The sequence below is a fragment of the Streptomyces endocoffeicus genome (assembly GCF_016741935.1).
In the GTDB taxonomy this organism is placed as follows: domain Bacteria; phylum Actinomycetota; class Actinomycetes; order Streptomycetales; family Streptomycetaceae; genus Streptomyces; species Streptomyces endocoffeicus.
On sequence record NZ_JAERRG010000007.1, the window covers coordinates 26,845 to 49,570 of the forward strand.

The following is a 22,726-nucleotide window of genomic DNA, read 5'->3' on the forward strand; positions in this document are numbered from 1 at the left end:
GCCGCATGAGTAAAGGTCAGGGCCGCCCGTGTCACGCATCAGTTACGAAAACGACATTCCGGTGACAGCAGATGTCGAGGCGGAGTCCTGGGCCGCCGCGCTCACCCCGCGCCTCGCCCAGTTCGCCGCCGTCGCCCGCCATGAGCATGTGACCCGCGCCGCACAGGAGCTGGGGGTGCCGCAGTCCACGCTCAGCCGGGCGATGGTCCGGCTGGAGGAGGATCTGGGCGTGTCGCTCTTCGCCCGCCGGGGCCGTACGGTGGCGCTCACCCCGGCCGGACGGACCTTCCTGCGCTCGGTCGAACGGGCCCTCGCCGAGGTCGACCGCGCCGCCGAGTCCGTACGGGCCGACGCCGACCCCGCGGCGGGCCTGGTCTCGTTCGGCTTCCTGCACACGCTGGGGACCGAGACCGTGCCCGGTCTGATCCGGACCTTCCGGGTGGATCATCCGCGGGTGCGCTTCCAGCTGGTCCAGAACTACGGCGAGGCGATGATCGAGCGGATGCGCGCGGGCGGCCTCGACCTCTGTCTGACCTCCCCGGTGCCGGACGCCCCCGACCTGGTCGCCCGCCGCCTGGACGAACAGCGGCTGCGGCTGGTGGTCCCCGACGACCACCGGCTGGCCGGGCGCCGCCGGGTGCGGCTCGCCGAGGCCGCCTCGGAGCTGTTCGTCACCCTGGAACCGGGCTACGGACTGCGGCGCATCACGGACGCGCTGTGCACCGAGGCGGGCTTCACCCCGAGGATCGCCTTCGAGGGCGAGGAGGCGGAGACCCTCCGCGGCCTGGTCGCCGCCGGCCTCGGCGTGGCCCTCCTCCCACCCCCGGCGGTCCCCCGCCCCGGCGTGGCCGAACTGACCGTCACCGCCCCGCGCGCCGTCCGCGAGATCGGCGTGGCCTGGCTGGACGGCCACCCCGACACGCCCCCGGTGGCGGCCTTCAAGAGGTTCCTCCTGAGCCGCCGGGGCCAGCTGCTGACATAAGCGAGTCGCCGGTCAGGCGATGCGGTCCAGAACGATCGGGGTGGCGGCGTACTCCGTGTTCGCGGGGGCGTAGGCGATCGCGTCGGCCAGGGCTTCCAGGGCGTAGGGGAAGGCCGACGGAGTGTCGGTGTGGAGGGTGAGGAGGGGCTGGCCGGCGGTGATGTGGTCGCCCGGTTTGGCGTGGAGTTCTATGCCCGCGCCCGCCTGTACCGGGTCCTCCTTGCGGGCGCGGCCCGCGCCCAGGCGCCAGGCGGCGAGGCCCACCGCGTAGGCGTCGAGGCGGGTGAGGACGCCGGTCGACTCGGCGCGGAGGACGTGGTGTTCGCGGGCCACCGGGAGCGGGGCGTCCGGGTCGCCGCCCTGGGCGGCGATCATGCGGCGCCAGTGGTCCATCGCGGTGCCGTCGGCCAGGGCCTTGGTGGGGTCGGCGTCCTTCAGGCCCGCCGCGTCCAGCATCTCGCGGGCCAGGGCCAGGGTGAGCTCGACGACGTCGGCCGGGCCGCCGCCCGCCAGGACCTCCACGGACTCGCGGACCTCGAGGGCGTTGCCCGCCGTCAGGCCGAGCGGGGTGGACATGTCGGTGAGCAGGGCGGTCGTACGGACGCCGTGGTCGTTGCCGAGGCCGACCATCGTGGCGGCCAGCTCGCGCGCGGAGCCGATGTCCTTCATGAAGGCGCCGGAGCCCACCTTGACGTCCAGGACCAGGGAGCCGGTGCCCTCGGCGATCTTCTTGGACATGATCGAGGAGGCGATGAGCGGGATCGACTCGACCGTGCCGGTGACATCGCGCAGCGCGTACAGCTTCTTGTCGGCGCGGGCCAGCCCCTCGCCCGCCGCGCAGATCACCGAGCCGACGTCGCGGAGGACGGCCAGCATGTCGCCGTTGGTCAGCTGGGCGCGCCAGCCGGGGATGGACTCCAGCTTGTCCAGGGTGCCGCCGGTGTGGCCCAGGCCCCGGCCGGAGAGCTGCGGTACGGCGGCTCCGCAGGCGGCCACGAGGGGGGCGAGCGGCAGGGTGATCTTGTCGCCGACGCCGCCGGTGGAGTGCTTGTCGGAGGTCGGGCGCGGCAGGGAGGAGAAGTCCATCCGCTCACCGGACGCGATCATCGCGGCGGTCCAGCGGGCGATCTCGGCCCGGTCCATGCCGTTGAGGAAGATCGCCATCGCGAGCGCGGACATCTGCTCGTCCGCCACCTCGCCGCGCGTGTAGGCGTCGATGATCCAGTCGATCTGGGCGTCGGTGAGGCGGGTGCCGTCGCGCTTGGCGCGGATGACGGAGATGGCGTCCATGGGGGCTGTACGGGGCCTTTCGTGTTCAGGGGGCCGACCGGGCGGGCCGAGGCGGCGCGGGCCGGGACGGCGCGGGGCGAGGCGGCGCGGGGCGTCAGCCGCGGGCCGCGGCGCGGCGCAGATCGGCGGGGCCGAAGGCGTCCGGCAGGAGTTCGGCGAGCGGGCGGATGCCCGTGGCGGTGTCCATCTGGAGCTCCGGGCCGCCGTGCTCCCACAGCAGCTGACGGCAGCGGCCGCAGGGCATCAGCACGGTGCCCTCGAGGTCGCAGCAGGTGAAGGCGGTGAGACGGCCGCCGCCCGAGGCGACGAGGGAGGAGATCAGACCGCATTCGGCGCACAGCGCGACGCCGTACGCGGCGTTCTCCACATTGCAGCCGCTGACCGTGCGGCCGTCGTCGACGAGCGCGGCGGCGCCCACCGGGAAGCCGGAGTAGGGGGCGTAGGCCCGGGACATGGCGTCCCGGGCCTGTACCCGCAGCGACTCCCAGTCGGGGGCCGCGGCGGCGGAAGTGGTCATGTGCCCTGTCCCTTCCGGTAGGGCCTGTTGTTCGCCTTGGGCATCCGCAGCCGCTGTGAGGCGAGCCCCATGACCAGCAGGGTCACGATGTACGGCGTGGCGCTGACCAGGTCGTTGGGGACCGTGTCGGTCAGGGCGTACCACAGCAGCAGCGCGACGGCCGCGGCGCCGGACACCGCGCCCGCGACATAACTCTTGCGGACAATCCGCCAGGCCGCCAGCGCGGCGAGGCCGAGCGCGACCAGGAGCAGCAGGGCGTGCACAGTCGCCCCGCCGTTGCGCAGCTGGAGGGCGTCGGAGTAGCCGAAGAGACCGGCGCCCATCGCGAGCCCGCCCGGCCGCCAGTTGCCGAAGAGCATGGCGGCGAGGCCGATGTAGCCGCGGCCGCCGGTCTGGCCCTCGTTGTAGATGTGCGAGCGGACGAGGGCGAGGAAGACGCCGCCGAGCCCGGCGAGGCCGCCGGAGATCACCACCGCCGCGTACTTGTAGAGGTAGACGTTGACGCCGAGGGACTCGGCCGCCGTCGGGTTCTCACCGCAGGACCGCAGCCGCAGTCCGAACGAGGTACGCCACAGGGCGAAGAAGCTGCCCACGACCAGCAGGACGGAGACGACGGTCAGCGCCGAGATGTCGGTGACCAGGCCGCCGAGGATGCCCGCGACGTCCGAGACCAGGAACCAGTGGTGGTTCTCCAGGTCGGCGAGCCAGTCGGACAGTCCGGGGACGGTGAACGACTGGATGGGGTCGACCTGCGGGGAGTTCTTCGGGGAGCCTCCGATGTCGGCCAGCGGCTCGAACCAGCGCTTGGCCAGATAGGTGGTGGCGCCGAGGGCGAGGATGTTCATGGCCACACCGGAGATGATGTGGTCCACCCCGAAGGTGACGGTGGCCACCGCGTGGACCAGCCCGCCGAGCGCACCGCCGAGGACGCCCGCGAGCACCCCCACCCAGGGGTTGGACTGGTAGCCGGCCCAGGCGCCGAAGAAGGTGCCGAGGATCATCATGCCCTCGAGGCCGATGTTGACCACACCGGCCCGCTCGGACCACAGCCCGCCGAGGCCCGCGAGGCCGATCGGCACGGCCATGGAGAGCGCGGCGCCGATCTGCCCGGCGGAGGTGACGCGGTCGAAGTCCGCCTGCTGGGCGGCGTCGACGAGCGCCCGCAGCACCGACAGCGCGACCAGCGCCCCGGCGACGATCAGCAGCACCTTGCCGAGGGACATCCGGGAGGCGGGCCCGTTCCCCTTGCCCGGCGTGCTCGTGCTCTTGGTGGTGGTCACCGTGGCACTCATGCCGGTACCTCCTGCTTGTCCGTACCCTTGTCGGCCCTGGCCTGGGCGGCGAGCTCCGCGCCCACCCTCTGCTGCTGGCGCTTGAGCCCGTAGCGGCGCACCAGTTCGTACGCGATGACGACGCACAGGACGATCACGCCCTGCATCACACCGACGATCTCCTTGTCGTAGCCCTCGAACTCCAGGCGGTTGGCGCCGCGCTCGAGGAAGCCCCACAGCACGGCGGCCAGGCCGATGCCGACCGGGTTGTTGCGGCCGAGCAGCGCGATGGCGATACCGGTGAAGCCGATGCCGGTGGGGAAGTCGGAGGTGAACTGGTGGGTGTCGTTGAGCAGGGTCGGCATGCCGATCAGACCGGCCATCGCGCCCGAGAGCAGCATGCTGGTGAGCACCATGCGCTTGACGTTGACGCCGCTGGCCTGGGCGGCGGACTCGGAGCGGCCCACCGCGCGCAGATCGAAGCCGAACCGGGTGCGGCCGAGCAGGAACCAGAAGCCGACGCCCGCGAGCGCCGCGACGACGATGAAGCCCCAGATGGGGTCGAGGTCGCCGCCCGCCGGGAAGGTGAAGAAGTGGCTGGAGGACGGCAGCGGGTCGGTGGCCACGATGTTGGTCTGCTTGTCGAGGTCGGCCAGCCGCCCGTCCACCAGCAGATAGCTGATGACGATGGACGAGAGGGAGTTCAGCATGATGGTGCTGATCACCTCGCTGACGCCCCGGTAGACCTTCAGCAGACCGGCGATGGACGCCCACATCGCGCCGACGCCCATGCCGACCAGCAGGATCAGCGGGATCTGCACCAGCCCGGGGAGCTTCAGCGCCCCGCCGACGACGGCGGCGAAGAAGGCGGCGAGCCGGTACTGGCCGTCGACGCCGATGTTGAAGAGGTTCATCCGGAAGCCGATGGCCACCGCGAGCCCGGCCAGGTAGTACGTGGTCGCCTTGTTGAGGATGTAGACCTGGCTGTCGGCCTTCACGCCGTAGTCGAACATGATGCCGAAGGCGTTGAACGGCTCCTTGCCGGTCGCCAGCAGCACCAGCGCGGTCACCACGAACGCGGCGGCGAGCGCCAGCACCGGGGCCGCGACCGCGAGCAGCACCCGCTCCTTGTCCAGCTTCTTCATCGGTCCTCTCCCCCGGTCGCGGTTGCGGCCCCGGCCTCGGGGGCGGCCTCGGTCCCGTCGTCCGCCGGGCCCTCCAGATGGCCGGAGGCGGCGCCGGTCATGGCCGAGCCCAGCTCCTCCGGGGTGATCGTGGCGGGGTCGGCGTCGGCGACCAGCCGGCCGCGGTACATCACCCGCAGGGTGTCGGACAGGCCGATCAGCTCGTCCAGGTCGGCCGAGATCAGCAGCACGGCCAGGCCGTCCCGGCGCGCGGCGCGGATCTGGTCCCAGATCTGCGCCTGGGCGCCCACGTCCACACCCCGGGTGGGGTGCGCGGCGATCAGCAGCTTGGGGTGGTGGCTCATCTCCCGGCCGACGATCAGCTTCTGCTGGTTGCCGCCGGACAGCGAGGCCGCGGTGACCTCGATCCCCGGCGTACGCACGTCGTACTCGGCGACGATCCGCTCGGTGTCGCGCCGGGCGGCGGCCGGGTTCAGCAGTCCGGCCTTGCTGTTGGGCTCCTCGGTGACATGGCCGAGGATGCGGTTCTCCCACAGCGGCGCTTCCAGCAGCAGTCCGTGCCGGTGGCGGTCCTCGGGGATGTAGCCGATGCCGTCCTCGCGCCGCTTGCGGGTGGGCGCGTGGGAGATGTCGGCGCCGTCGAGGGTGATGGTGCCGGCGTCGGGGTCGCGCATGCCCATGATGGCCTCGACCAGTTCGGCCTGGCCGTTGCCCTCCACCCCGGCGATGCCGAGGACTTCGCCCTTGCGGATGGTGAAGTCGATGTCGTCCAGCACGGCCCGCTCGACCCCGTCCACATCGGTGGCGGTCAGCCGCAGCGCGTCCACGACGAGCATGTCGGTGTCGGTGACGGTGGATTCGCGGGTCTCGGGCGAGGGCAGCTCGCTGCCGACCATCAGCTCGGCCAGCTGCCGGGGGCTGGTCTCGGACGGCACGACGGAGGCGACCGTGGTGCCGCGCCGGATGACGGTGATGTCATCGGCCACGGACAGCACCTCGCCCAGCTTGTGCGAGATGAACAGCACCGTCAGGCCCTCGGACTTGAGCTCGCGGAGGTTGTCGAAGAGCGCGTCGACCTCCTGCGGGACGAGCACGGCGGTCGGCTCGTCGAGGATCAGCGTCCGGGCCCCCCGGTAGAGGACCTTGAGGATCTCCACGCGCTGACGGTCCGCCACGCCCAGGTCCTCGACGAGGACATCGGGGCGGACGCCAAGACCGTAGGCGTCGGAGATCTCCTTGATCCGGGCGCGCGCCTTACCGGCGATGCCGTGCAGCTTCTCGGCGCCGAGGACCACGTTCTCCAGCACGGTGAAGTTGTCGGCGAGCATGAAGTGCTGGTGCACCATGCCCACACCGCGGGATATGGCGTCCGCCGGGGAGTGCAGTTCCACCGTCTCGCCGTCGATCGCGATGGTGCCCTCGTCCGGGCGCTGCATCCCGTAGAGGATCTTCATCAGGGTCGACTTGCCCGCGCCGTTCTCGCCCACGAGGGCGTGCACGGTGCCGCGGCGCACGGTGATGTCGATGTCGTGGTTGGCGACGACTCCGGGGAACCGCTTGGTGATTCCGTGGAGTTCTACGGCGACGTCGGTGACGGCACCGGCGGGAGCGCCCTTGGGTGGGCTGGCGGCTTTGATGGCGCACTCCTGAGGGGCGGAGGGGGTGGGGCTGGCCGGGGGCCGGACCGGCCGGAGTACGCCACGGACCCGGGCGGACCCGGGGCGGATGCCCGGAGGGGCCGTGCGGGTCCGTGGCGCGAGGGGTCAGTCCTTGTAGGTGTCCTGGACCTTGATCTGACCGTCGATGATCTTCTTCTTGGCCGCCTCGATCTTCGGCTTGATGTCGTTGATGAAGCCGCCGGAGTAGGAGAGGGAGACGCCGCCGCGCTTGAGGTCGTAGGTCTGGACGCCGCTCTCGGGCTTCTTGTCCTTCACGACGCTCTTGATGAAGTCGTAGACCGAACCGTCCACGGTCTTGACCATGGAGGTCAGGATCGCGTTCTTGTACTGGGCCAGGCCCTTGTCGTAGTACTGGTCGCCGTCGACGCCGATCGACCAGGTGCCCTTCTTGCCCGCGGTCGCCTCGATGGCGCCCGCGCCGGAGCCGCCGGCCGCGGAGAAGATCACGTCGACCTTGTTGGAGAGCATGCCCTCGGCGATGTCCTTGCCGCGGTCCGGCATGCCGAAGCCCTTGGGCGAACCGACCTGCACCCACTGGACGTCCAGGGACGCCTTGGGGTTGGTGTCCTTCAGGCCCTGCTGGAAGCCGCCCGCGAACTTCTTGATCAGCGCGCTGTCGGTGCCGCCGATGAAACCGACCTTGTTGGACTTGGTCTTCAGCCCCGCCGCGACGCCGGCGAGGTAGGAGCCCTCGTGCTCGGCGGAGACCAGGCTGGCCACGTTCTTGGAGTCGACGACCGAGTCGACGATGGCGAAGTCGGTGTCCTTGTACTTCTTGGCGGCCTTGGTGAGCGAGGGGGTCCACGCGTAGCCGACGCCCACGACGGGGTTGTAGCCCGCCTCGGCGAGGCTCGCCAGCTTGTCGTAGCGGTCGGCGTCCGTGTCGCCGTCCTTCGCCGTCAGCTCCTTGCCCTTGACGTCGAAGTCCTTCAGGGCCTTGTCATAGCCCTTGGCGGCGGAGTCGTTGAAGGAGTGGTCGCCGCGGCCGCCCACGTCGTAGGCCAGACCGATACCGGCGTCCTTGCTTCCCTCTTCGGAACTGCTGCCACACGCGGTGACGGAGAATGCGAGAGCCGCGGTGGCAATGCCCGCGACCGCTATCGTGGATACCCGGCGCACGAGGGTCCCCTCTGATGATCTCGAAGCGCCCCTTGCGGCGCTGGCTCCGGCGCATCGTAACGCGCGTAGATGCCAGATAAAGGCCCCTTAGGAAGCCGTTATCGGATCGTCGCGAACCTCTCGTGTCCGCGAGGTCTACGCAACGTTTCGGGCGGGCGAAACGGCTGCGATTGCGCCCGGTACGTCCCAGTATGAGATCCACCGGACGTGCGGGCTCCGCCCGTGCGCCACGGCCGTGGCGCACGGGCGGAGCCGGGGTGGGCTTCGGCTGTCAGTCGAGGGGTGCGTCAGGCGAGCGGAGCCAGAGCCGCTGTCCGCCGGGGGACACGGTCAGCCCGAAGTCGCCGGAGTCCGGGCTGCCGTCGTTCACGTACGCCTTGTGCACGGCGGTGGCCTCGTCCCACAACTGACGTGGGCCGTACTGCCACACCTCCCCCTGGGTGACAGTGGCCGCCGACCCGTTCCGATCGTGGAGCCACATCTGATAGCTGCCGTCGGGCGTTCCGTCGGCCATGACCACGCCGGGCAGTTTCGCGCCCGCGTAGAGGGCGAAGCCGAGGTGGGCCATGGTCTCGGCGGGAAGCCCGCCGGTGCTGCCGCGCCGCCCGGTTCCGCTGTCCACCGGGGCGTCCGAGCGCGGGCGCTCCGAGCGCATCGGCATGAACCGGGCACCGCCGACGAACCGGCCGGAGGCCACCCCGTCGCCGCCGACGTCGAGCCGTACCAGCGTCCCGGACCAGAAGTCTCCTGCCAGCGGGGCGAGGATGCGCCCGCCCGGCTTGGTCTGCCGTACCCATGCGCAGGGAACGCGGCGCACCGAACAGGTCGCGATGATCCGGTCGTACGGCGCCCCGGACTCCCACCCCCGTGCGCCGTCGCCCCACACGACGTCGGGGCTGTATCCGGCGTCCTTGATGACCTTCGCGGCCTTCTCCGCCAGCACCGGATCGACCTCGACGGTGGTGACGTTCTGGCTCCCCAGGCGCGCGGCGAGCAGCGCGGCGTTCCAGCCGCTGCCGGTGCCGATCTCCAGCACGCGCTGCCCGTCGGCGACCTCCAGCGCGGTGAGCATGCGCGCCACCATCGTGGGCATGGAGTTGGACGAGGTCGCGATACCTGGGCCGGCACTCTGCCCGTCGTCCAGCTGCGTCACGATCGGCACATCCCGGTAGACAAGGTCCCACCAAGCCGCGCCCGTCGTCACGGGAACGCATGTGGACCGCTGCTCCCAGATGTCACCGGGGATGAAGCGGTGGCGCGGGACAGCGGCGAAGGCCGAGCGCCAGGCGTGCGGGAGTTCGCCGGACGCGGCCAGGGCGCCCAGGAGTGCCGTATGGCGTTGTCGCCAATTCTCGGTCACGTTCCCTCACTTCTGCCTCGGTGGCGGGGTGCCGTCCGGCGGAGGCGGCGGCGGGGGCGTCCACGGCTTGATCGGGGCGGGATCGCCCTTGTGCTTACTCTCGACAGTCACCGTTCTACCTCCTGAGTACGGGCGCCTGGGCGCCTGCGCGAAGGCCCACCCGGCTGGCGCATGCGGGCGGCGCGAAAGGCGAGCAGTCGGGACCGGGCGGCGGTCGAGTGCCGACGGTGCGTCATGCGAGCTCCTCCGCCCGCGCCTGCCGCGCAGCTTCCTCGTAGGCACGGAGCAGCCGCTCCCCGGTCTCGCACTCGGCGCCGGGCGTCCGGCAGGCCAGGCAACCCGCGGCGTGCTCGATGGCCGCGCGCCACGCCTCGTCGGCGAACGGGTCCTCGGTCTGCTCGGCGGCCGTCATCGGGTCCTTCCCCGCTCAAGGGCGCGGCGCCTGGCGGCGGCCTGGGCGACGGCGTCGCGCGGGTAGTCCCGAGCGTGGGTGGGGCAGGCGTAGGCGGTCGTGCCGACCACACTGCCGCTGTGCTCGATGGCCACCGGGACCGGTTCGTCGGTGGGTAGCTGACATCGGTAGCACAGCTGTCGACCGTCCGGCGTCGGGCCGAGGATGTCGTCGAGGGCCTGGCGCAGGGCGCGGACCAGGTGATTGATGTCGGTCAGATACCGGTCCGGGCCGAGCGGGATCCGCCAGTACGTCCGGTGCTCGGCCCCCCAGGACGCGGGCGGTACGCCGAGGAGGGTGCCCTCGTCGGCGAGTTCGGTGAGGACGCGGACCTGGCGCATGCGCCAGCTGCGGGCGGTGGCGGTGTCGATGCCGATGAGCCAGTAGGTCTTGCCGTAGGTGTCGTCCTGGATGACGGCGCCGGATTGGTCACCGAGCAGCTCGAGGACGCGGTCGGCGACCGGGGTGGGTGCGGAGACGGCGTCCCACCATTTGCCCACCGGTAACGCCTCAACATCCTCGGTGTTCGGCGGTGTCCACGGCAGGATTCTGGTCGTCATGCTCGGCTCCATGCATGGTCTGTGTGCTGACCGTCACATCGTGCCGACGAGGCAAGGCCCCGATTTCCCTAAGGTAGGGACACCGGGGCCTTGACTTAGCGTGCCGAACTAGCTACACACCGCTCCACTGGGCGAACTCGCGCAGCGGCTCCGCCGCTCTCTGCCGCGCCCGCAGCAGGGTCCCCACGGTCTGGTGCACGTCGGGGTGGTACCGGGTCAACTGCGGCGCTTTCTCGCGGGCCTGCTCCAGCGAGGCGAGCGCATCGTCATGGCGCGCTGTCCACGCTTCCGCACTGGCCCGCCGGATCAGGAACCCGGCCACCCTGGTGGGCTGGTACGAGTCGGGCAGCCGCACATCTCCAGCGACGCGGACGGCGGTCTCGTAATCGTCCTGGAACATCGCGACGTCCAGCCGCCCCAGATTGACGTTCAGCTCCCCGAACGCCAGGGCGTACCGAGACCCGGGCGGCTCCTCCGCTGCGTCCGCCGCTGCTCCGGCTTCGGCCAGCGCCTCGGCCTGACCAAGCCAATCCCCGGCGGCAGCGTGGTCCTTCTGCACCGCGCTGAGCGCCGAGGCGCGCAGGAGCAAGGTGCCCCGCACGGCCATGGTTGCCGGGTCGCCGTCATCGTCCAGATCGCGCAGCGCACGCTTCATCAGGGCCACACCGCGGTCAGGCCGTGACGTCTCGGCGTGGGTGATGACGGCCCGCTCATACCGCTCAACAGCGACCTGGCGCGGGTCACCGGACTGGGGCGCCGCTACAGCCATGCGGGCCAAAGCGAGCCGGGCCAAGTCCATGTAGCCGAGCCGGTACGCGACGATCGCCGTAGTCCGCGCGATCTCAGCCTGGAGGTTGTGCGCTCGCTCCCGGTCCCTGCCTGGCACGGTGTACGTCTGTACGGCGAGAGCCGTATCGGTGATGAGTTCTGGCAGCGCCTCCGCCACCGGCCCGAACTTCCCCTGTGCGCGCTTCTTCGCAACGACCTTCGTGTCTTCCGCGATGTCGTCCAACGGCCGTAGCGGGAGATCGTCCTCGGGGGGAATGTCCCACGCGTCCAGGGCACTGCTGATCGGTGCGAGCAGCCGATCGAGCTGGTCCTTCTGGAGCATGTGGATGTACGGCTGCCCGTGCAGTACGGACAGGGTGACCCCGAGTGTGCGGGCGACCGCCGCCAGGACAGACGGGCTGGCGGGCTGCTCTCCGGTCTCAACTCGGGAGAGCTGGCTGGTGGAGACGTGGGCGCGTCGGCCCAGCTCAGCGAGGGAGAAGTCTCGGATGAGGCGGAATTCGCGGATGCGGGCGCCGATGTGCTTGTCGCTGGTCTCGGGCATACTGACTCCCAATTGCGTGCTGACACTCGCAATGTACCCCTGGTCGGCTCCAGTGGTACGGCCGATCGGCCCCCATTTCGGTGGGGGCCGTCGCGCTTCCTTGACGCGACGAATGCCCCCTCGCCCGGAGTCAGTGCAGGGCCTCGATGGCCTTCAGGATCAACGCCCGCGCCTCGGCCCCGTACACGGCCATGCCGCGCAATTGCTCGAACGCCTTCACGTACATAGCGATCTCCGACGGCTGGGTGACGTTCACCTCGGCGGAGAGCAACTCGACGGACACCAGCGTGTCGTCGTGCACGTCGAATGTCTCCTGCGGCCATAGAACCCGCTGGCACGTCGCGGCCGGAATGACGCCGAACGACACCTGCGGCAGGGCCCCGGCCGTCAGCAGGTAGCCCAACTGGGCAACCATGGCGTCCGCGTTGCCGAGCTGGTAGTGCAGCACGGCCTCTTCGATGAGGAATACGTACCGGTGCCCCGGCTCGTGGATGACCTGCGACCGCTCCAAGCGGGCGGCCGCAGCCTCCGCCCCGTCGTCGGGGACCTCGAGGAACCGGGCGTTCATCGACAGCAGCGCTCTCGCGTAGCCGTCCGTCTGCAACAGGCCGGGGACCAGGACTGGCGAATAGACGCGCAGCAGTTCCGTGGACCGGTACAGCTGGGTGTAGCTGTCCTGGAGCTTGGCCAGACCGGTGCGCACGCGGCACCGCCACTCACGGTACTCGGTGGACGGTTGGGGCATGTCCTCTCCCTGTGTCGTCGTACGCCGATGTGCACCAACCTCGCCCGGCGGGGCCAGCTTTCGAGTGGGCGAGGGGGCTCTTGTCGTACCTGAGGTCAGTGCAGTGCCTCGATGGCCTTCAGGATCAATGCCCGCGCCTCGGCCCCATATACGGCCATGCCGCGCAGTTGCTCGAAAGCCTTCACGTACAGGGCGACCTCGGAGGGTTGGTTGATCCGCACCCTGGCGGACACCATCTCAACGGACACGAGTTTGTCGTCATACACGTGGAAGGTCTCGCGTGGCCACTGGGAACGCAGGCGTGCGGCTGCCGGGATGATGCCCAGGGACACCGTGGGGATCGCACCGGCAGTGAGAAGGTAGCCGAGCTGCGCTGCCATCGCGTCGATGTCGGCGATCTGGCAGCGCAGGACGGACTCTTCGATGAGTAGGGCAAAGCGGCGGCCGGGGTCGTGGATGACTCGCGAGCGGTCGACCCGTGCACGCGCGGCTTCGGTGCTGTCGTCAGCAGGGAGTTCGCGGAAACGGGCTGTCGCACTGAGAACGCTGGTCGCGTAGCCCTCGGTCTGCAGGAGGCCGGGGACGAGCGTGGACGAGTACACGCGGAAATGGTTCGTGGTGCGGAAGAGCTTGCCGGTGTTCTCCTGGAGCTTTGTCAGGCCCCTGCGGATCTGGTGGCGCCACTCCCTGTACATCGACTCGGCGTTCACCGATTGCACGATGATGTCCTGCGCCTGAGACTGTGCTCCGATGGCAGCGCACCACTGGCGAATGTCGTTGGCCGTGGGGCCGGTGATCGCATTCTCGATACGGGACGTCTTGGAGTGGTGCCAGCCGCACCGGCTTGCCAACTCGGTGATCGTCAGTCCTGCCTCTTTGCGGAGGTCGCGCAGCCGTCCGGCGACGGCCTCGCGAGCGGCCTGGGCAGAGGAGGATGGGGAGACGGGCATGAGCTGGCTTACCGGTGCTTTCTACTACTACTGGTGTATCTCGTACTGCTCGTGCGGGACGGCCCTGGCCCATACCTCGTCGAACGCGGCGGCGCACAGTTTGGCGGCGGCGGGATCGTCTGAGAGATCCTGACCCGCCGACCCGCCGTCGCCAGTGAAGTGATTCCACCGAATGATGCGGCTGTCGAAGAGCCAGAAGTCATTGCCGGGCAGGGCGATGTCGGACGCCCGGCGGCGTGGGAGCCAGCGCACCTGTTCGCCTGCCGCGATGTTGGTGAAGGTGCCGGAGTGCTCGAAGCGGATGTATTCGCTGACCGGCTCAGACACGATCCGCGCGCGGCGAACGACGACGCCGCGGGCAACGGTGTCCTGGATCAGGTCCAGCCACGGCCGCCACCAAGATGCCCGGTCTGCCAGGTCATGGCGGAAACCCTGGCGCCATGCCTCGAACTGCTGCCGTTCACTGTCGACCGAGTAGACGTCGCGCATCTCCAGGTGCACGGCAGAGCGCGTGCAGCCTGCCATCAGTTCAGTGAACTTCGGGGCGCTCGACGGCATCGCAAGCCTCCCTGATCATGTGCACCATCCTGGCCGGGATCCGGATCACAGCCTCGCGCGCCGGGATCCCCTTCGCGTGACCGGGGACATCGAACCCCGCACATTCGGCTTGGAGTTCTGGGCTCGGCTTCCATCCCTGTAAGACGAGTTCGTGCTTCTCCTGGTCAACCCAAACCGTTGGGCTCTCGTCGTCGCCGGTGTTCGGGTCGATCCCGATGAACAGTAGCGCCATGGCTGCCTCCCTCGACGTGGCGTGCAGATTTCTGCAATAGCGTCACTTCCACGAAGCGCGGGGTCAAGAGTGCGAACCCGCCAACGTGCCTCTACAGAGGGGTGTGCTGCACAGATCTGCACACTGCTGGTATCGACGGTGTCCACACTTCTAGCGTCGGCATGTACGACGAAACCCGGGCGAGGCGGCGGAGCCTCCCGGGGCGCGGCCAACGCCACGAGGAGCGCCAGCATGGCCACTTCCACCACCCGTCCGCCGACCAGCGAAGAGCGGCACCAACGCCCCCTCGACATCCAGACGATGCGCGCCAGCACGCGCCGTGTGCTCGCCGAGGACGCCGAACTTCCCTCCATGGAGGAGATGGAGACGCTCACCTTCCGGCTGCGCGGGCACATCATCGCCGCCGTCCCCGCAGTCGAGCAGATGACCCACAGCCTCTCCGAGGACGACACCCGGCGCGCCTGCGCACGCGCCTGCGCACGCGCCTGCATCGGCGAGGCCCGCATGCGGATGCGCCTTGAACCCGGCGCCACGCTGTCCGCCCGGATCGCGCACGCCCAGCGGCTCGCCCGCTCCATCAACGCCCTGTGTGACCACTACGAGAACCTCGGCGGGAGCTGACCGTGCCATCCCGCATCGGGTGGCAGTGGCGCGACGAGGGCAGCAGCTACGCCTACGGGCAGAGGCTCCGCGAGGAGTGGCGCGCGGCCCTCGAACACGCAGCGGGCTGCCTGGCCTGCCGGACGCCCGGTGCCCTCTGCTCGGAGGGCGGGCGGCTGTTGCGCGCCTACGAGCGGGCCATGCGACAGGCCCGGTCAGGGGGTGCCGGATGAGGCACCGCCGATCGTCCCTCGCGGTGCGGGCCGGGCTGCTCGCCTTCCGCGTCGCCCGGATGGGCCTGCTGGTCTGTGTGGTCCCCGCGCTGCTGGTGCTCGCGGTCTACCTCTGCTTCGCGAGCACCCAGACCCCATAGACCGGGTGGGTCGCTGGTGTTTCCGGGCCCCGTACCGGCACGCATCCCACCGGCGGCCCGCCCCCAAGACCCCTGCCGGTCGGCACGCGCCGACCCGACAACCGACAAGGCAGGGACGAAGGGACTCCGGTACCGGCCTGCACCGCCGGGCCCGGAGTCCCGTCCAGCAAGGCTCGCCCCGCCTCCCGCTTGCAGGCCAGTGGCCGGGTCGAGCACCGCGCAAACGCGCGGGGACGCCCCTGCGCGAGTGAACTCAGGAGGCCCCATGCGATTACAGCGCGCCGTCATCCGCCACGACCCGGAGGACGGCGACACCATGCCGGACACGGACGCCCCGACCCCAGGCGGCCAGACGCCCGGCGACTCCGACGACGGACGCCAGTACGCGAGGTAGCCCGCGTCCGACGGCACAGGCAAACAGCGGCCCACCCGGAAGGCGGGCCGCTCCCACCACGCAGGAGGTCCCCCGGATGACCGCACCACTCCCGCCCATGCCGAGCCACTGGCACTGCTACCGCTGGACCGGAGAGCGCCGCACGTACGACGACGAGTCCGCCCGGCGGCCACCGCACCTCGTCGTAGAGGACATCCCGCCCCAGGAGTGGCAGCGGATCGCGGCGGCCAGCCCCGCCTTCATGGCAAGCGACGTGCCCCCGCTGGAGGTACCGCACTGGCTGCTCCGCCCGGCCAGAATGATCAAGGCCACATTCGAGGCGCCGGACAAGGCCGCTGCCTGGTACAGACACCAGATCAGCGAGTTGAGCCCGTCCTTCCTCACCGACCACGACAAGGCCCCCTCCCGGCAGGCCGAGTGGTTCGCGATGGTGGACGACCGGCTCAGCTGGGGCGGGGATGTCGTCGGCGGCTGGTATCTCCGAGGCACCGGGTTCGCCTCGATCCAGGTCGTCGCATGCAGCACGAACCGCATCCGCCCCACGATCCCCTGCCCGATGGGCCGCAAAGCCGGTTCGGCGGCAGGCGGAGGCTCGGCGTTCCCGGCGAGGCCGGCGGTGCCGACAGCCGGGTGACGGACGCCCCCGCCGGGCTTACGCGTTCCGGTCCAGCAGCACGGCGGCCGTGAACAGCTCCACGCCCACCGCGATCGCGCCCTCGTCCACATCGAAGTCGCCCGCGTGGAGGTCGCGGCGGGTGGTGTCGCCGACCTTGCGGACGCCGAGGCGGGCCATCGCGCCGGGCACCCGCTCCAGGTACCAGGAGAAGTCCTCGCCGCCCAGGGACTGCTCGGTGCCCTCGACCGCGTCCGCGCCCCGGCGGGCGATCATGGCGTCGCGCAGCAGCTCGGCGGAGCTCGCCTCGTTGACCACCGGCGGGACCCCGCGGATGTAGTTGATCTCCGACTTGGCGCGGTGCAGGGTGGCGATCTCGTCCACCGCGGCATGGACCAGGTCGGGCGCCTCCCGCCAGGCGGGCAGGTCCAGGCAGCGGACCGTGGCGGACAGCTCGGCGTGCTGCGGGATCACGTTGCAGGCGTGGCCCGACTCCACCCGGCCCCAGGTGACGGCCAGGCCCGAGCGGGCATCCACCCGGCGGGCCAGCAGCGCGGGCACCTCGGTGATCACCTTGGCGACGGCGGTCACCAGGTCGGTGGTCAGATGGGGGCGCGCGGTGTGGCCGCCCGGCCCGTCCAGCGAGACCTCCAGCCGGTCGCAGGCCGAGGTGATCGGGCCGACCCGCAGCCCGATCCGGCCGACCTCGACCTTCGGGTCGCAGTGCAGCGCCAGGATCCGGCCGACGCCGTCCAGCACGCCCGCCTCGATCGCGTCGGCCGCGCCGCCGGGCAGCACCTCCTCGGCGGGCTGGAACAGCAGCCGCACCGGGCGCGCCAGCCGTCCCTCGCGGGCCAGCCCGGCGAGGACCAGACCGGCGCCGAGCACCACGGTGGTGTGCACATCGTGGCCGCAGGCGTGGGCACGGTCGGCGACGGTCGAGCGGTAGTCGACCGTCTTGGTGTCCGGGATGGGCAGTCCGTCGATGTCCGCGCGCAGCGCCAGCAGGGGCGCTACGCCATCGCGCGGGCCGATGTCACAGATGAGACCGGTGCCGGAGGGCAGCACCCGCGGCTCGAGTCCCGCCTGCTCCAGCCGCGCCTTGATCGCGGCGGTGGTGCGGAACTCGCAGTTGCCGAGCTCGGGGTGCATGTGCAAGTCGCGCCGGAAGGCGATGAGTTCGGCACGCAGCTCGTCGGGGAGCGTGCCGGGCAGCGCGGACGCGTCGGCGGGTGTGACATCGGTCGCATCGAGGGACATCAATTGCTTCACCTGAAGAAGCGTAGAACGCCAGGTGGGTCCACCGAATGTCGATCAACAAATTTTCAATCTGTTCGGGTACGCAAAAGTACCCGCCCCACTGCATGATCTTCCTAGTCAGGGGGTATAACAGCGAATTTCCCGGTCGGCCGCGGGTGAGATGTGCCACACGGCCGTACGGGCGACGAGCTCAGAACGTGAGACGCCTACAGGACGCCGCGACCGGCTCGGAACGCCGGGCGGCCGGTCTCAGGACGCCGCGACCGGTGCCGCGGGCGGTCCCGGGTTCGCCGGCGGGGCCGCCTCCCGTTGCGGGGCGGCATCCCGCTTCGGAGCCGCGTCACGCTGCGGGACCGAGTCCCTGGGCGGGGCCGCGTCCCTCGGCGGGGGCGACCCCGCCTGCGGCCCCGAGCCCAGTCGGCGCACATCGCGCGCCGTCCCGGTGACCCCGGACAGGAAGCCCTGGGCGCGCGGGGAGGCGTCCCTGGTCAGCCAGGCGGGGTCCACATCGCAGACCGCGACCTGGACGCCGGTGCCCACGAGCGCGAGCGGCAGGGTGTGCACCACGGTCGACGGGAAGCTCACGATCGTGTGGCCGATGGGGCCGCGGCGGGCTATCAGCTCGAGCGGCAGATCGGGCCGTACGATCTCCAGACCCACCTCGGCCGAGACCCGGTGCAGCTTCTCGGCGCTCTCCCGGCGGTGGGCGAAATAGCGGGTGGCGCCATGGGCGCGGGCCAGCGAGCCGACCGCTTCCAGATAGCGCTCCAGGTCCACCACGCCCGTCTCGACCAGGGACGTACCCACCAGGTCGGTGCCCCCGGTGAGCCGGGGCGGGCCGAACCTGGCGCGGGTCCAGGCGAAGTCGTTGGCGGTGATGGTGACCCCGGCGGGCGGCTCCACCGGCATCGAGCTGAAGACCTCGACCCGGCGCTTGGCGCCCGGGGTGAGCCGGCGGCGCGCGGTGGCGGAGACCGGCGCGAACACCATGTCGCGCGGCCCCTTGCTGCCGCGCCGGTGCCAGCGCACCAGGGGCTCCCCCTTGGCCAGCTGGGAGATGAACTCCATGGTGGCCGTGCCGTCGTCCACCACGACCAGGTCCTTGGCCCGGGTGAGGGTCAGCAGCAGCTGGACATAGCGGGAGAACGGATCGCCTATCACGATCCGCCCGGCCCGGCGCAGCGGTCCGCGCAGCCCGCCGATGGTCTTGATCGGCGCGCCGGCCCCGCCGCGCGCGTCCTCCCAGCGCACGGCGAAGCCCTCGTCCCGCGCCAGCTCGGCCATCCGGCGCAGCTGGCCGCGGGTCATCGGATCGTGCGGGGAGAGCACCACCACGGTGAGGTCCTGGGGCGCCGTGGCCTCGGGGCCCCCGGCGCGCTGGGCGTCGGCCCGCTGGGCGTCGGCGCGCTGGACGTCGGCGCGCTGGACGTCGGCGCGCTGGGCGTCGGCGCGCCGGGCGTCGGCGTACGCCCACTCCAGCACGTTCAGCAGCTGAACCGGGCTCTCGACAAAAGCAAGCGTGGCCGGAGAGGCAGCGGCCGGAGAGGCAGAGGGGGCAGCGGAGACCATCGCACCGTCCAAAGGCAGGGCCCGGAAGCGGCGGGCAGCCCCCGATGAGTCAGGGGTGCCCGCCGCTTCCGGGCAAGGGCCGGGCTCACCGGCCGGTGGATTCACGGCAGAGTGCCTCAGACCGCGGCGGGCTCGCGGTCGGCGGACTCGGACTCGGCGACGACGCCCGCGACACGGCGGAGCTTCTTCATCGGGCCGAGCTCGCTCTCGTAGACCTTCTTGACGCCGTCACCGAGGGACTCCTGGATGATGCGGATGTCCCGCACCAGCCGGGTCAGGCCCTGCGGCTCGACCGAGGCGGCCTGGTCCGAGCCCCACATGGCGCGGTCGAGGGTGATGTGACGCTCGACGAACGCGGCACCGAGCGCCACGGCGGCCAGGGTGGTCTGCAGACCGGTCTCGTGGCCGGAGTAGCCGATCGGCACGTTGGGGTACTCGGCCTGCAGCGTGTTGATCACGCGCAGGTTGAGCTCCTCGGCCTTGGCCGGGTACGTGGAGGTGGCGTGGCACAGCAGGATGTTGTCGCTGCCCAGCACCTCCACCGCGTGGCGGATCTGCTTGGGGGTGGACATGCCCGTCGACAGGATGATCGTGCGGCCGGTCGCCCGCAGGGCACGCAGCAGCTCGTCGTCGGTCAGCGAGGCGGAGGCCACCTTGTGCGCCGGGACGTCGAACTTCTCCAGGAAGGCGACGGCCTCGGTGTCCCACGGGGAGGCGAACCAGTCGATGCCGCGCTTGGCACAGTGCTCGGAGATGGCGCGGTACTCGTCCTCGCCGAACTCCACGCGGTGGCGGTAGTCGATGTAGGTCATCCGGCCCCAGGGGGTGTCACGCTCGATGTCCCACTGGTCGCGGGGGGTGCAGATCTCCGGGGTTCGCTTCTGGAACTTGACCGCGTCACAGCCGGCCTCGGCGGCGGCGTCGATCAGCTTGAACGCGTTCTCCAGGTCGCCGTTGTGGTTGATGCCGATCTCACCGGTGACATAGACCGGGTGGCCGGGTCCGGCGGTCTTGGCGCCGAGGGTGCGGAGGCGAGAGTTGGAGCTCACTTAAGACAGTTCCTTTCCGAGAATCCACGAGGCGATCTCGCGGATCGCGCCGTCACCTCCGGGGGTGGAGGTGACCGCACGTGCAGCGCCGCGCACGACGTCGTGCGCACCTGCGACCGCCACGGGCCAGCCGACGAGGCCGAAGCACGGGAGGTCGTTGACGTCGTTGCCGACGTAGAGCACGCGCTCCGGCGCGATGCCCTGCTCCTCGCACCACTGCTTCAGTGCGAGATCTTTTCGGTCGATGCCGTGGAGCACGGGGACCTGGAGCTTGCGGGCCCGTGCGGCGACGACCGGGTTCTTTTCCGTGGACAGGATCAGCAGCGCCAGCTCAGCACGGCGCAGGGCGGCGATCCCGAGCCCGTCGCCGCGGTGCACGGCCACGAGTTCGCGTCCATCGGAGTCGACGAGCACCCTGTCGTCGGTCTGGGTGCCGTCGAAGTCGAGTACCACCGCGTCGATGTCGTCGCGGGTGGGGAGCGCGCCCGGCCGCTCGGCGTCGAACAGCGGGGCGAGCGCGCGGGCGCGGGCCAGATCGTGCGGATCGTCGATCTCCAGCACCCGGGCGGGGTCGGTGCGCACCAGGTCGGTGCGGCCGAAGAAGCGGTGCCCGGCCTTGCGGAAGCCGCGCGCGTCCATCGCGTAGGCGGCGCCGGTCTCCAGGAAGTCCTGGGGGCGGTCCTGGCGGCGCGGGCGGTACGACTTGTCGTGGTTGACCCCGTCGCCGCCGTCCTCTTCCGGGTTCTCGCCCTCGCGCCAGACGAAGCCGTGGAAGGGGGCGACGGTCAGGGCGGTGTCGGCGCCCTTCTCGGCGACCGCCGCGGCCACCCCGTCGATGTCCTCACTGATGATGAAGGGGCTGGTGCACTGCACCAGGAGCACCACGTCCACGGTGGTGCCGTGCGACGCCTCGTAGGCGTCCATCGCGTGGATCACCGCCGCCTCGCTGGTGGCGGTGTCCCCCGCGATGTCGGTGGGCCGCTGGATGACCACCGCGCCGGCACCGCGCGCCGCGGCCGCTATGCCGGTGTCGTCGGTGGAGACGACCACGTCCGTCACCAGGCGGCTCGCCCGGCACTCCATGACCGCGCGGGCGACCAGCGGCACGCCGCCGACGGCGGCGAGGTTCTTCGCGGGGACGCCCTTCGACCCGCCACGGGCGGGGATCACGGCGAGCACACACGGGCTCGAGGCGGTCATGGCGGCTCCTTCAGGGGTTGCGGAGGTGATCGAGGCCGTCCCGGCCTCCTCTTGGTTCGCGCCCACGTCTTGGTTCGCGCCCACGTCGCCGCTCACAGCTCCCCCATCCGCCGGATGACGGGAGCCACGCGCTGGACGCCATGGCGATAGGCGCCGCGGGCCGCTTCCCGCATCGTGTTGCGCACCACCCGCCGCAACGCGGAGACCTGCGCCTCGTCCTCGGCGGAGGCCCCGGGGCGGGGTGAGCCGTCCGGCTCGAAGCCGTACCGGGCGAGCCGGCCGGGCAGATAGCCGGGTGCGGTGACGGGGGTGTAGAAGGGGGCGAGCGGCGGCAGGGCCGGTGCGGCGGCCAGCTCGGCCACCCGCTCCCGCGCGACGTCGAACCAGGTCTCGTACGGCCCGTCGGCGGCCACACCCTGGCGGCTGAGCCACTCGGCGTCCGGCTCGGGCAGGTGCCCGGCGTCCAGCTGGTCCCAGGAGGCCAGACAGCCGGAGCCGAGGAAGTGGTGGTTGCCGAGCGTCTCGCGCACCCCGAGGTCGGTGAGCACGGCGGTCGGTATCGAGCGGTGCAGCGACTCCAGGGCGGCCGTGGAGCTGACCGTGACCAGCAGGTCGGCGGTGTCCAGGACCTCGCCCATGTTTCCGTAGGCGAGCCGGAAGTTGGCGGGCAGATCGTCGCCGAACTTCGCGATCAGCTTCTGGTACGGAAGCTCCTCGATATGCGTGGTGTGCTCGCCCGGCTTGGAGCGCAGCTTGACCACGACCTCGCGGTCCGGGTGGCGGCGCGCGTGCTCCACCGCGCGGCGCAGCAGATAGGTGCGGTCGGCGCGGTTGTCCGGGACGGACGGCTGGACGGCGAAGACGACCGTGCCGCCGGGGTACTTCCGGCCCAGCCGCGCCTTCTCGTCGTAGCGGTCGCCGCCGAGGAAGGGCAGCGCGCACTCCACGACGCTCTCCGCGTCGGCGCCGACGCCCTGGTAGACGTCGCGGAAGCGCTCGGCGTCATGCCGGGAGTTGGCCAGCACCACATCGGCGCCGTGGCGCAGCAGCAGCCCGTCGGCGAGCTTCTCGTAGACGACACCGACATAGCCGGTGACGACCACGGGGCGGCGGTCGGCGCCCTCCCAGGCGTGGCGCAGTCCGTGCAGCATGGCCTGGACGGCGCCGCCGACCAGCGAGAGGACGATCACGTCGTAGCGCTCACGGTCCACCGCCCGTACGAATTCCACGCCCGTGACCTCGCGCATCGCGTCGGCGCGCACCCCGACCTCGGTCAGCTGCCGGGCGGTCGGCGTGGCGCGGCCGCGCAGCAGGAAGCCGTCGAGGCGACGTTCCGAGGCAGAACCCGACCCATCCGGTACGAGGCGATGCGCGGTGAGCGCGCCCCATTTCCACCGGGTGTCGGAGTCGGCGAGCACGGCGACTCGCACAGGGGATTTGGTACGTGAGGACACGTCGCAGACGCTAGGAAGCGTT

General features: G+C 71.0%; 24 protein-coding genes and 1 pseudogene. 6 read left to right on the forward strand and 19 right to left on the reverse strand.

Translation table 11 applies throughout. The annotated features are described in order from the left end of the window. Positions 1-28 precede the first annotated feature (28 nt). Positions 29-982 carry a LysR family transcriptional regulator gene (locus JK364_RS18770; RefSeq protein WP_201852278.1) on the forward strand — a complete coding sequence of 318 codons (954 nt, stop codon included), beginning with the start codon at positions 29-31 and terminating at the stop codon, positions 980-982. Positions 983-994: 12 nt separating this feature from the next. On the opposite strand, the gene JK364_RS18775 is transcribed toward JK364_RS18770, so the two are convergent. The 14 genes and pseudogenes from JK364_RS18775 to JK364_RS18840 all read right to left on the reverse strand — a co-directional run bounded on the left by JK364_RS18775 (position 995) and on the right by JK364_RS18840 (position 14,192). Continuing rightward, positions 995-2,272, reverse strand: coding sequence for a thymidine phosphorylase (locus JK364_RS18775; RefSeq protein WP_201852279.1), 1,278 nt, complete (start codon positions 2,270-2,272; stop codon positions 995-997). Positions 2,273-2,366: 94 nt separating this feature from the next. After that, complete coding sequence (locus JK364_RS18780) at positions 2,367-2,789, reverse strand: cytidine deaminase (RefSeq protein WP_201852280.1); 423 nt, start codon at positions 2,787-2,789, stop codon at positions 2,367-2,369. Next, positions 2,786-4,081 (reverse strand): ABC transporter permease, encoded by a 1,296-nt coding sequence (locus tag JK364_RS18785; protein WP_201852281.1) that lies wholly within the window; start codon positions 4,079-4,081, stop codon positions 2,786-2,788. Before JK364_RS18785 ends, JK364_RS18780 begins: the two co-directional genes overlap by 4 nt. Beyond that, the gene (locus JK364_RS18790; protein WP_201852282.1) at positions 4,078-5,205 is read right to left on the reverse strand and encodes an ABC transporter permease; all 1,128 of its coding nucleotides are present in this window, start codon (positions 5,203-5,205) and stop codon (positions 4,078-4,080) included. Before JK364_RS18790 ends, JK364_RS18785 begins: the two co-directional genes overlap by 4 nt. Then, positions 5,202-6,842, reverse strand: coding sequence for an ABC transporter ATP-binding protein (locus tag JK364_RS18795; RefSeq protein WP_201852562.1), 1,641 nt, complete (start codon positions 6,840-6,842; stop codon positions 5,202-5,204). Before JK364_RS18795 ends, JK364_RS18790 begins: the two co-directional genes overlap by 4 nt. Before the next feature lie 126 nt (positions 6,843-6,968). Beyond that, positions 6,969-8,003, reverse strand: a complete 1,035-nt coding sequence (locus tag JK364_RS18800; protein ID WP_201852283.1) for a BMP family lipoprotein — start codon at positions 8,001-8,003, stop codon at positions 6,969-6,971. A 271-nt stretch (positions 8,004-8,274) separates the two neighbouring features. Next, positions 8,275-9,363, reverse strand: a complete 1,089-nt coding sequence (locus JK364_RS18805; protein WP_201852284.1) for a methyltransferase domain-containing protein — start codon at positions 9,361-9,363, stop codon at positions 8,275-8,277. Positions 9,364-9,595: 232 nt separating this feature from the next. Further along, positions 9,596-9,775, reverse strand: coding sequence for a hypothetical protein (locus JK364_RS18810; RefSeq protein ID WP_201852285.1), 180 nt, complete (start codon positions 9,773-9,775; stop codon positions 9,596-9,598). Continuing rightward, on the reverse strand, positions 9,772-10,374 hold the full coding sequence (locus JK364_RS18815) for a hypothetical protein (protein WP_230992172.1): 603 nt from the start codon (positions 10,372-10,374) through the stop codon (positions 9,772-9,774). Before JK364_RS18815 ends, JK364_RS18810 begins: the two co-directional genes overlap by 4 nt. Before the next feature lie 112 nt (positions 10,375-10,486). Then, the gene (locus JK364_RS18820; protein WP_201852287.1) at positions 10,487-11,707 is read right to left on the reverse strand and encodes a helix-turn-helix domain-containing protein; all 1,221 of its coding nucleotides are present in this window, start codon (positions 11,705-11,707) and stop codon (positions 10,487-10,489) included. Positions 11,708-11,837: 130 nt separating this feature from the next. Next, a pseudogene (locus tag JK364_RS18825) lies at positions 11,838-12,431 on the reverse strand (DUF5753 domain-containing protein); the annotation flags it as partial. 116 nt (positions 12,432-12,547) lie between these two features. Then, entirely contained in the window at positions 12,548-13,402 is an 855-nt protein-coding gene (locus JK364_RS18830) for a helix-turn-helix domain-containing protein (protein WP_201852288.1), read from the reverse strand. Between the two features lie 27 nt (positions 13,403-13,429). Continuing rightward, on the reverse strand, positions 13,430-13,960 hold the full coding sequence (locus JK364_RS18835) for a DUF6879 family protein (protein WP_201852289.1): 531 nt from the start codon (positions 13,958-13,960) through the stop codon (positions 13,430-13,432). Then, complete coding sequence (locus JK364_RS18840) at positions 13,932-14,192, reverse strand: hypothetical protein (protein ID WP_201852290.1); 261 nt, start codon at positions 14,190-14,192, stop codon at positions 13,932-13,934. Before JK364_RS18840 ends, JK364_RS18835 begins: the two co-directional genes overlap by 29 nt. A gap of 231 nt (positions 14,193-14,423) precedes the next feature. Here JK364_RS18840 and JK364_RS18845 point away from each other — a divergent pair, with 231 nt between their 5' ends. The 5 genes from JK364_RS18845 (at position 14,424) to JK364_RS18860 (ending at position 16,193) form a co-directional block, all read left to right on the forward strand. Beyond that, positions 14,424-14,813 (forward strand): DUF6415 family natural product biosynthesis protein, encoded by a 390-nt coding sequence (locus JK364_RS18845; protein WP_201852291.1) that lies wholly within the window; start codon positions 14,424-14,426, stop codon positions 14,811-14,813. A 2-nt stretch (positions 14,814-14,815) separates the two neighbouring features. Then, positions 14,816-15,025, forward strand: a complete 210-nt coding sequence (locus tag JK364_RS18850; RefSeq protein WP_230992173.1) for a hypothetical protein — start codon at positions 14,816-14,818, stop codon at positions 15,023-15,025. Then, positions 15,022-15,165, forward strand: coding sequence for a hypothetical protein (locus JK364_RS18855; RefSeq protein ID WP_201852292.1), 144 nt, complete (start codon positions 15,022-15,024; stop codon positions 15,163-15,165). The genes JK364_RS18850 and JK364_RS18855 overlap by 4 nt, the downstream gene beginning before the upstream one ends. A 265-nt stretch (positions 15,166-15,430) precedes the next feature. Beyond that, positions 15,431-15,559 (forward strand): hypothetical protein, encoded by a 129-nt coding sequence (locus JK364_RS57025; RefSeq protein WP_269146267.1) that lies wholly within the window; start codon positions 15,431-15,433, stop codon positions 15,557-15,559. A 76-nt stretch (positions 15,560-15,635) separates the two neighbouring features. Further along, positions 15,636-16,193, forward strand: coding sequence for a hypothetical protein (locus JK364_RS18860; protein ID WP_201852293.1), 558 nt, complete (start codon positions 15,636-15,638; stop codon positions 16,191-16,193). Positions 16,194-16,211: 18 nt separating this feature from the next. Here JK364_RS18860 and JK364_RS18865 read toward each other — a convergent pair whose 3' ends face one another. From JK364_RS18865 to JK364_RS18885, 5 genes are all read right to left on the reverse strand, one after another. Further along, positions 16,212-17,432 carry an amidohydrolase gene (locus JK364_RS18865; protein WP_201852564.1) on the reverse strand — a complete coding sequence of 407 codons (1,221 nt, stop codon included), beginning with the start codon at positions 17,430-17,432 and terminating at the stop codon, positions 16,212-16,214. Between the two features lie 249 nt (positions 17,433-17,681). Then, positions 17,682-19,001, reverse strand: a complete 1,320-nt coding sequence (locus JK364_RS18870) for a hypothetical protein (protein ID WP_201852294.1) — start codon at positions 18,999-19,001, stop codon at positions 17,682-17,684. A 116-nt stretch (positions 19,002-19,117) separates the two neighbouring features. Beyond that, on the reverse strand, positions 19,118-20,050 hold the full coding sequence (locus JK364_RS18875) for an N-acetylneuraminate synthase family protein (protein WP_201852295.1): 933 nt from the start codon (positions 20,048-20,050) through the stop codon (positions 19,118-19,120). Further along, positions 20,051-21,250: an acylneuraminate cytidylyltransferase gene (locus JK364_RS18880; RefSeq protein WP_201852296.1), complete on the reverse strand. Its 1,200-nt coding sequence runs from the start codon at positions 21,248-21,250 to the stop codon at positions 20,051-20,053. A 92-nt stretch (positions 21,251-21,342) separates the two neighbouring features. Continuing rightward, a complete protein-coding gene (locus JK364_RS18885) occupies positions 21,343-22,704 on the reverse strand; it encodes a DUF6716 putative glycosyltransferase (RefSeq protein ID WP_372461959.1) in 1,362 nt (453 codons plus the stop codon). Positions 22,705-22,726: the final 22 nt, after the last annotated feature.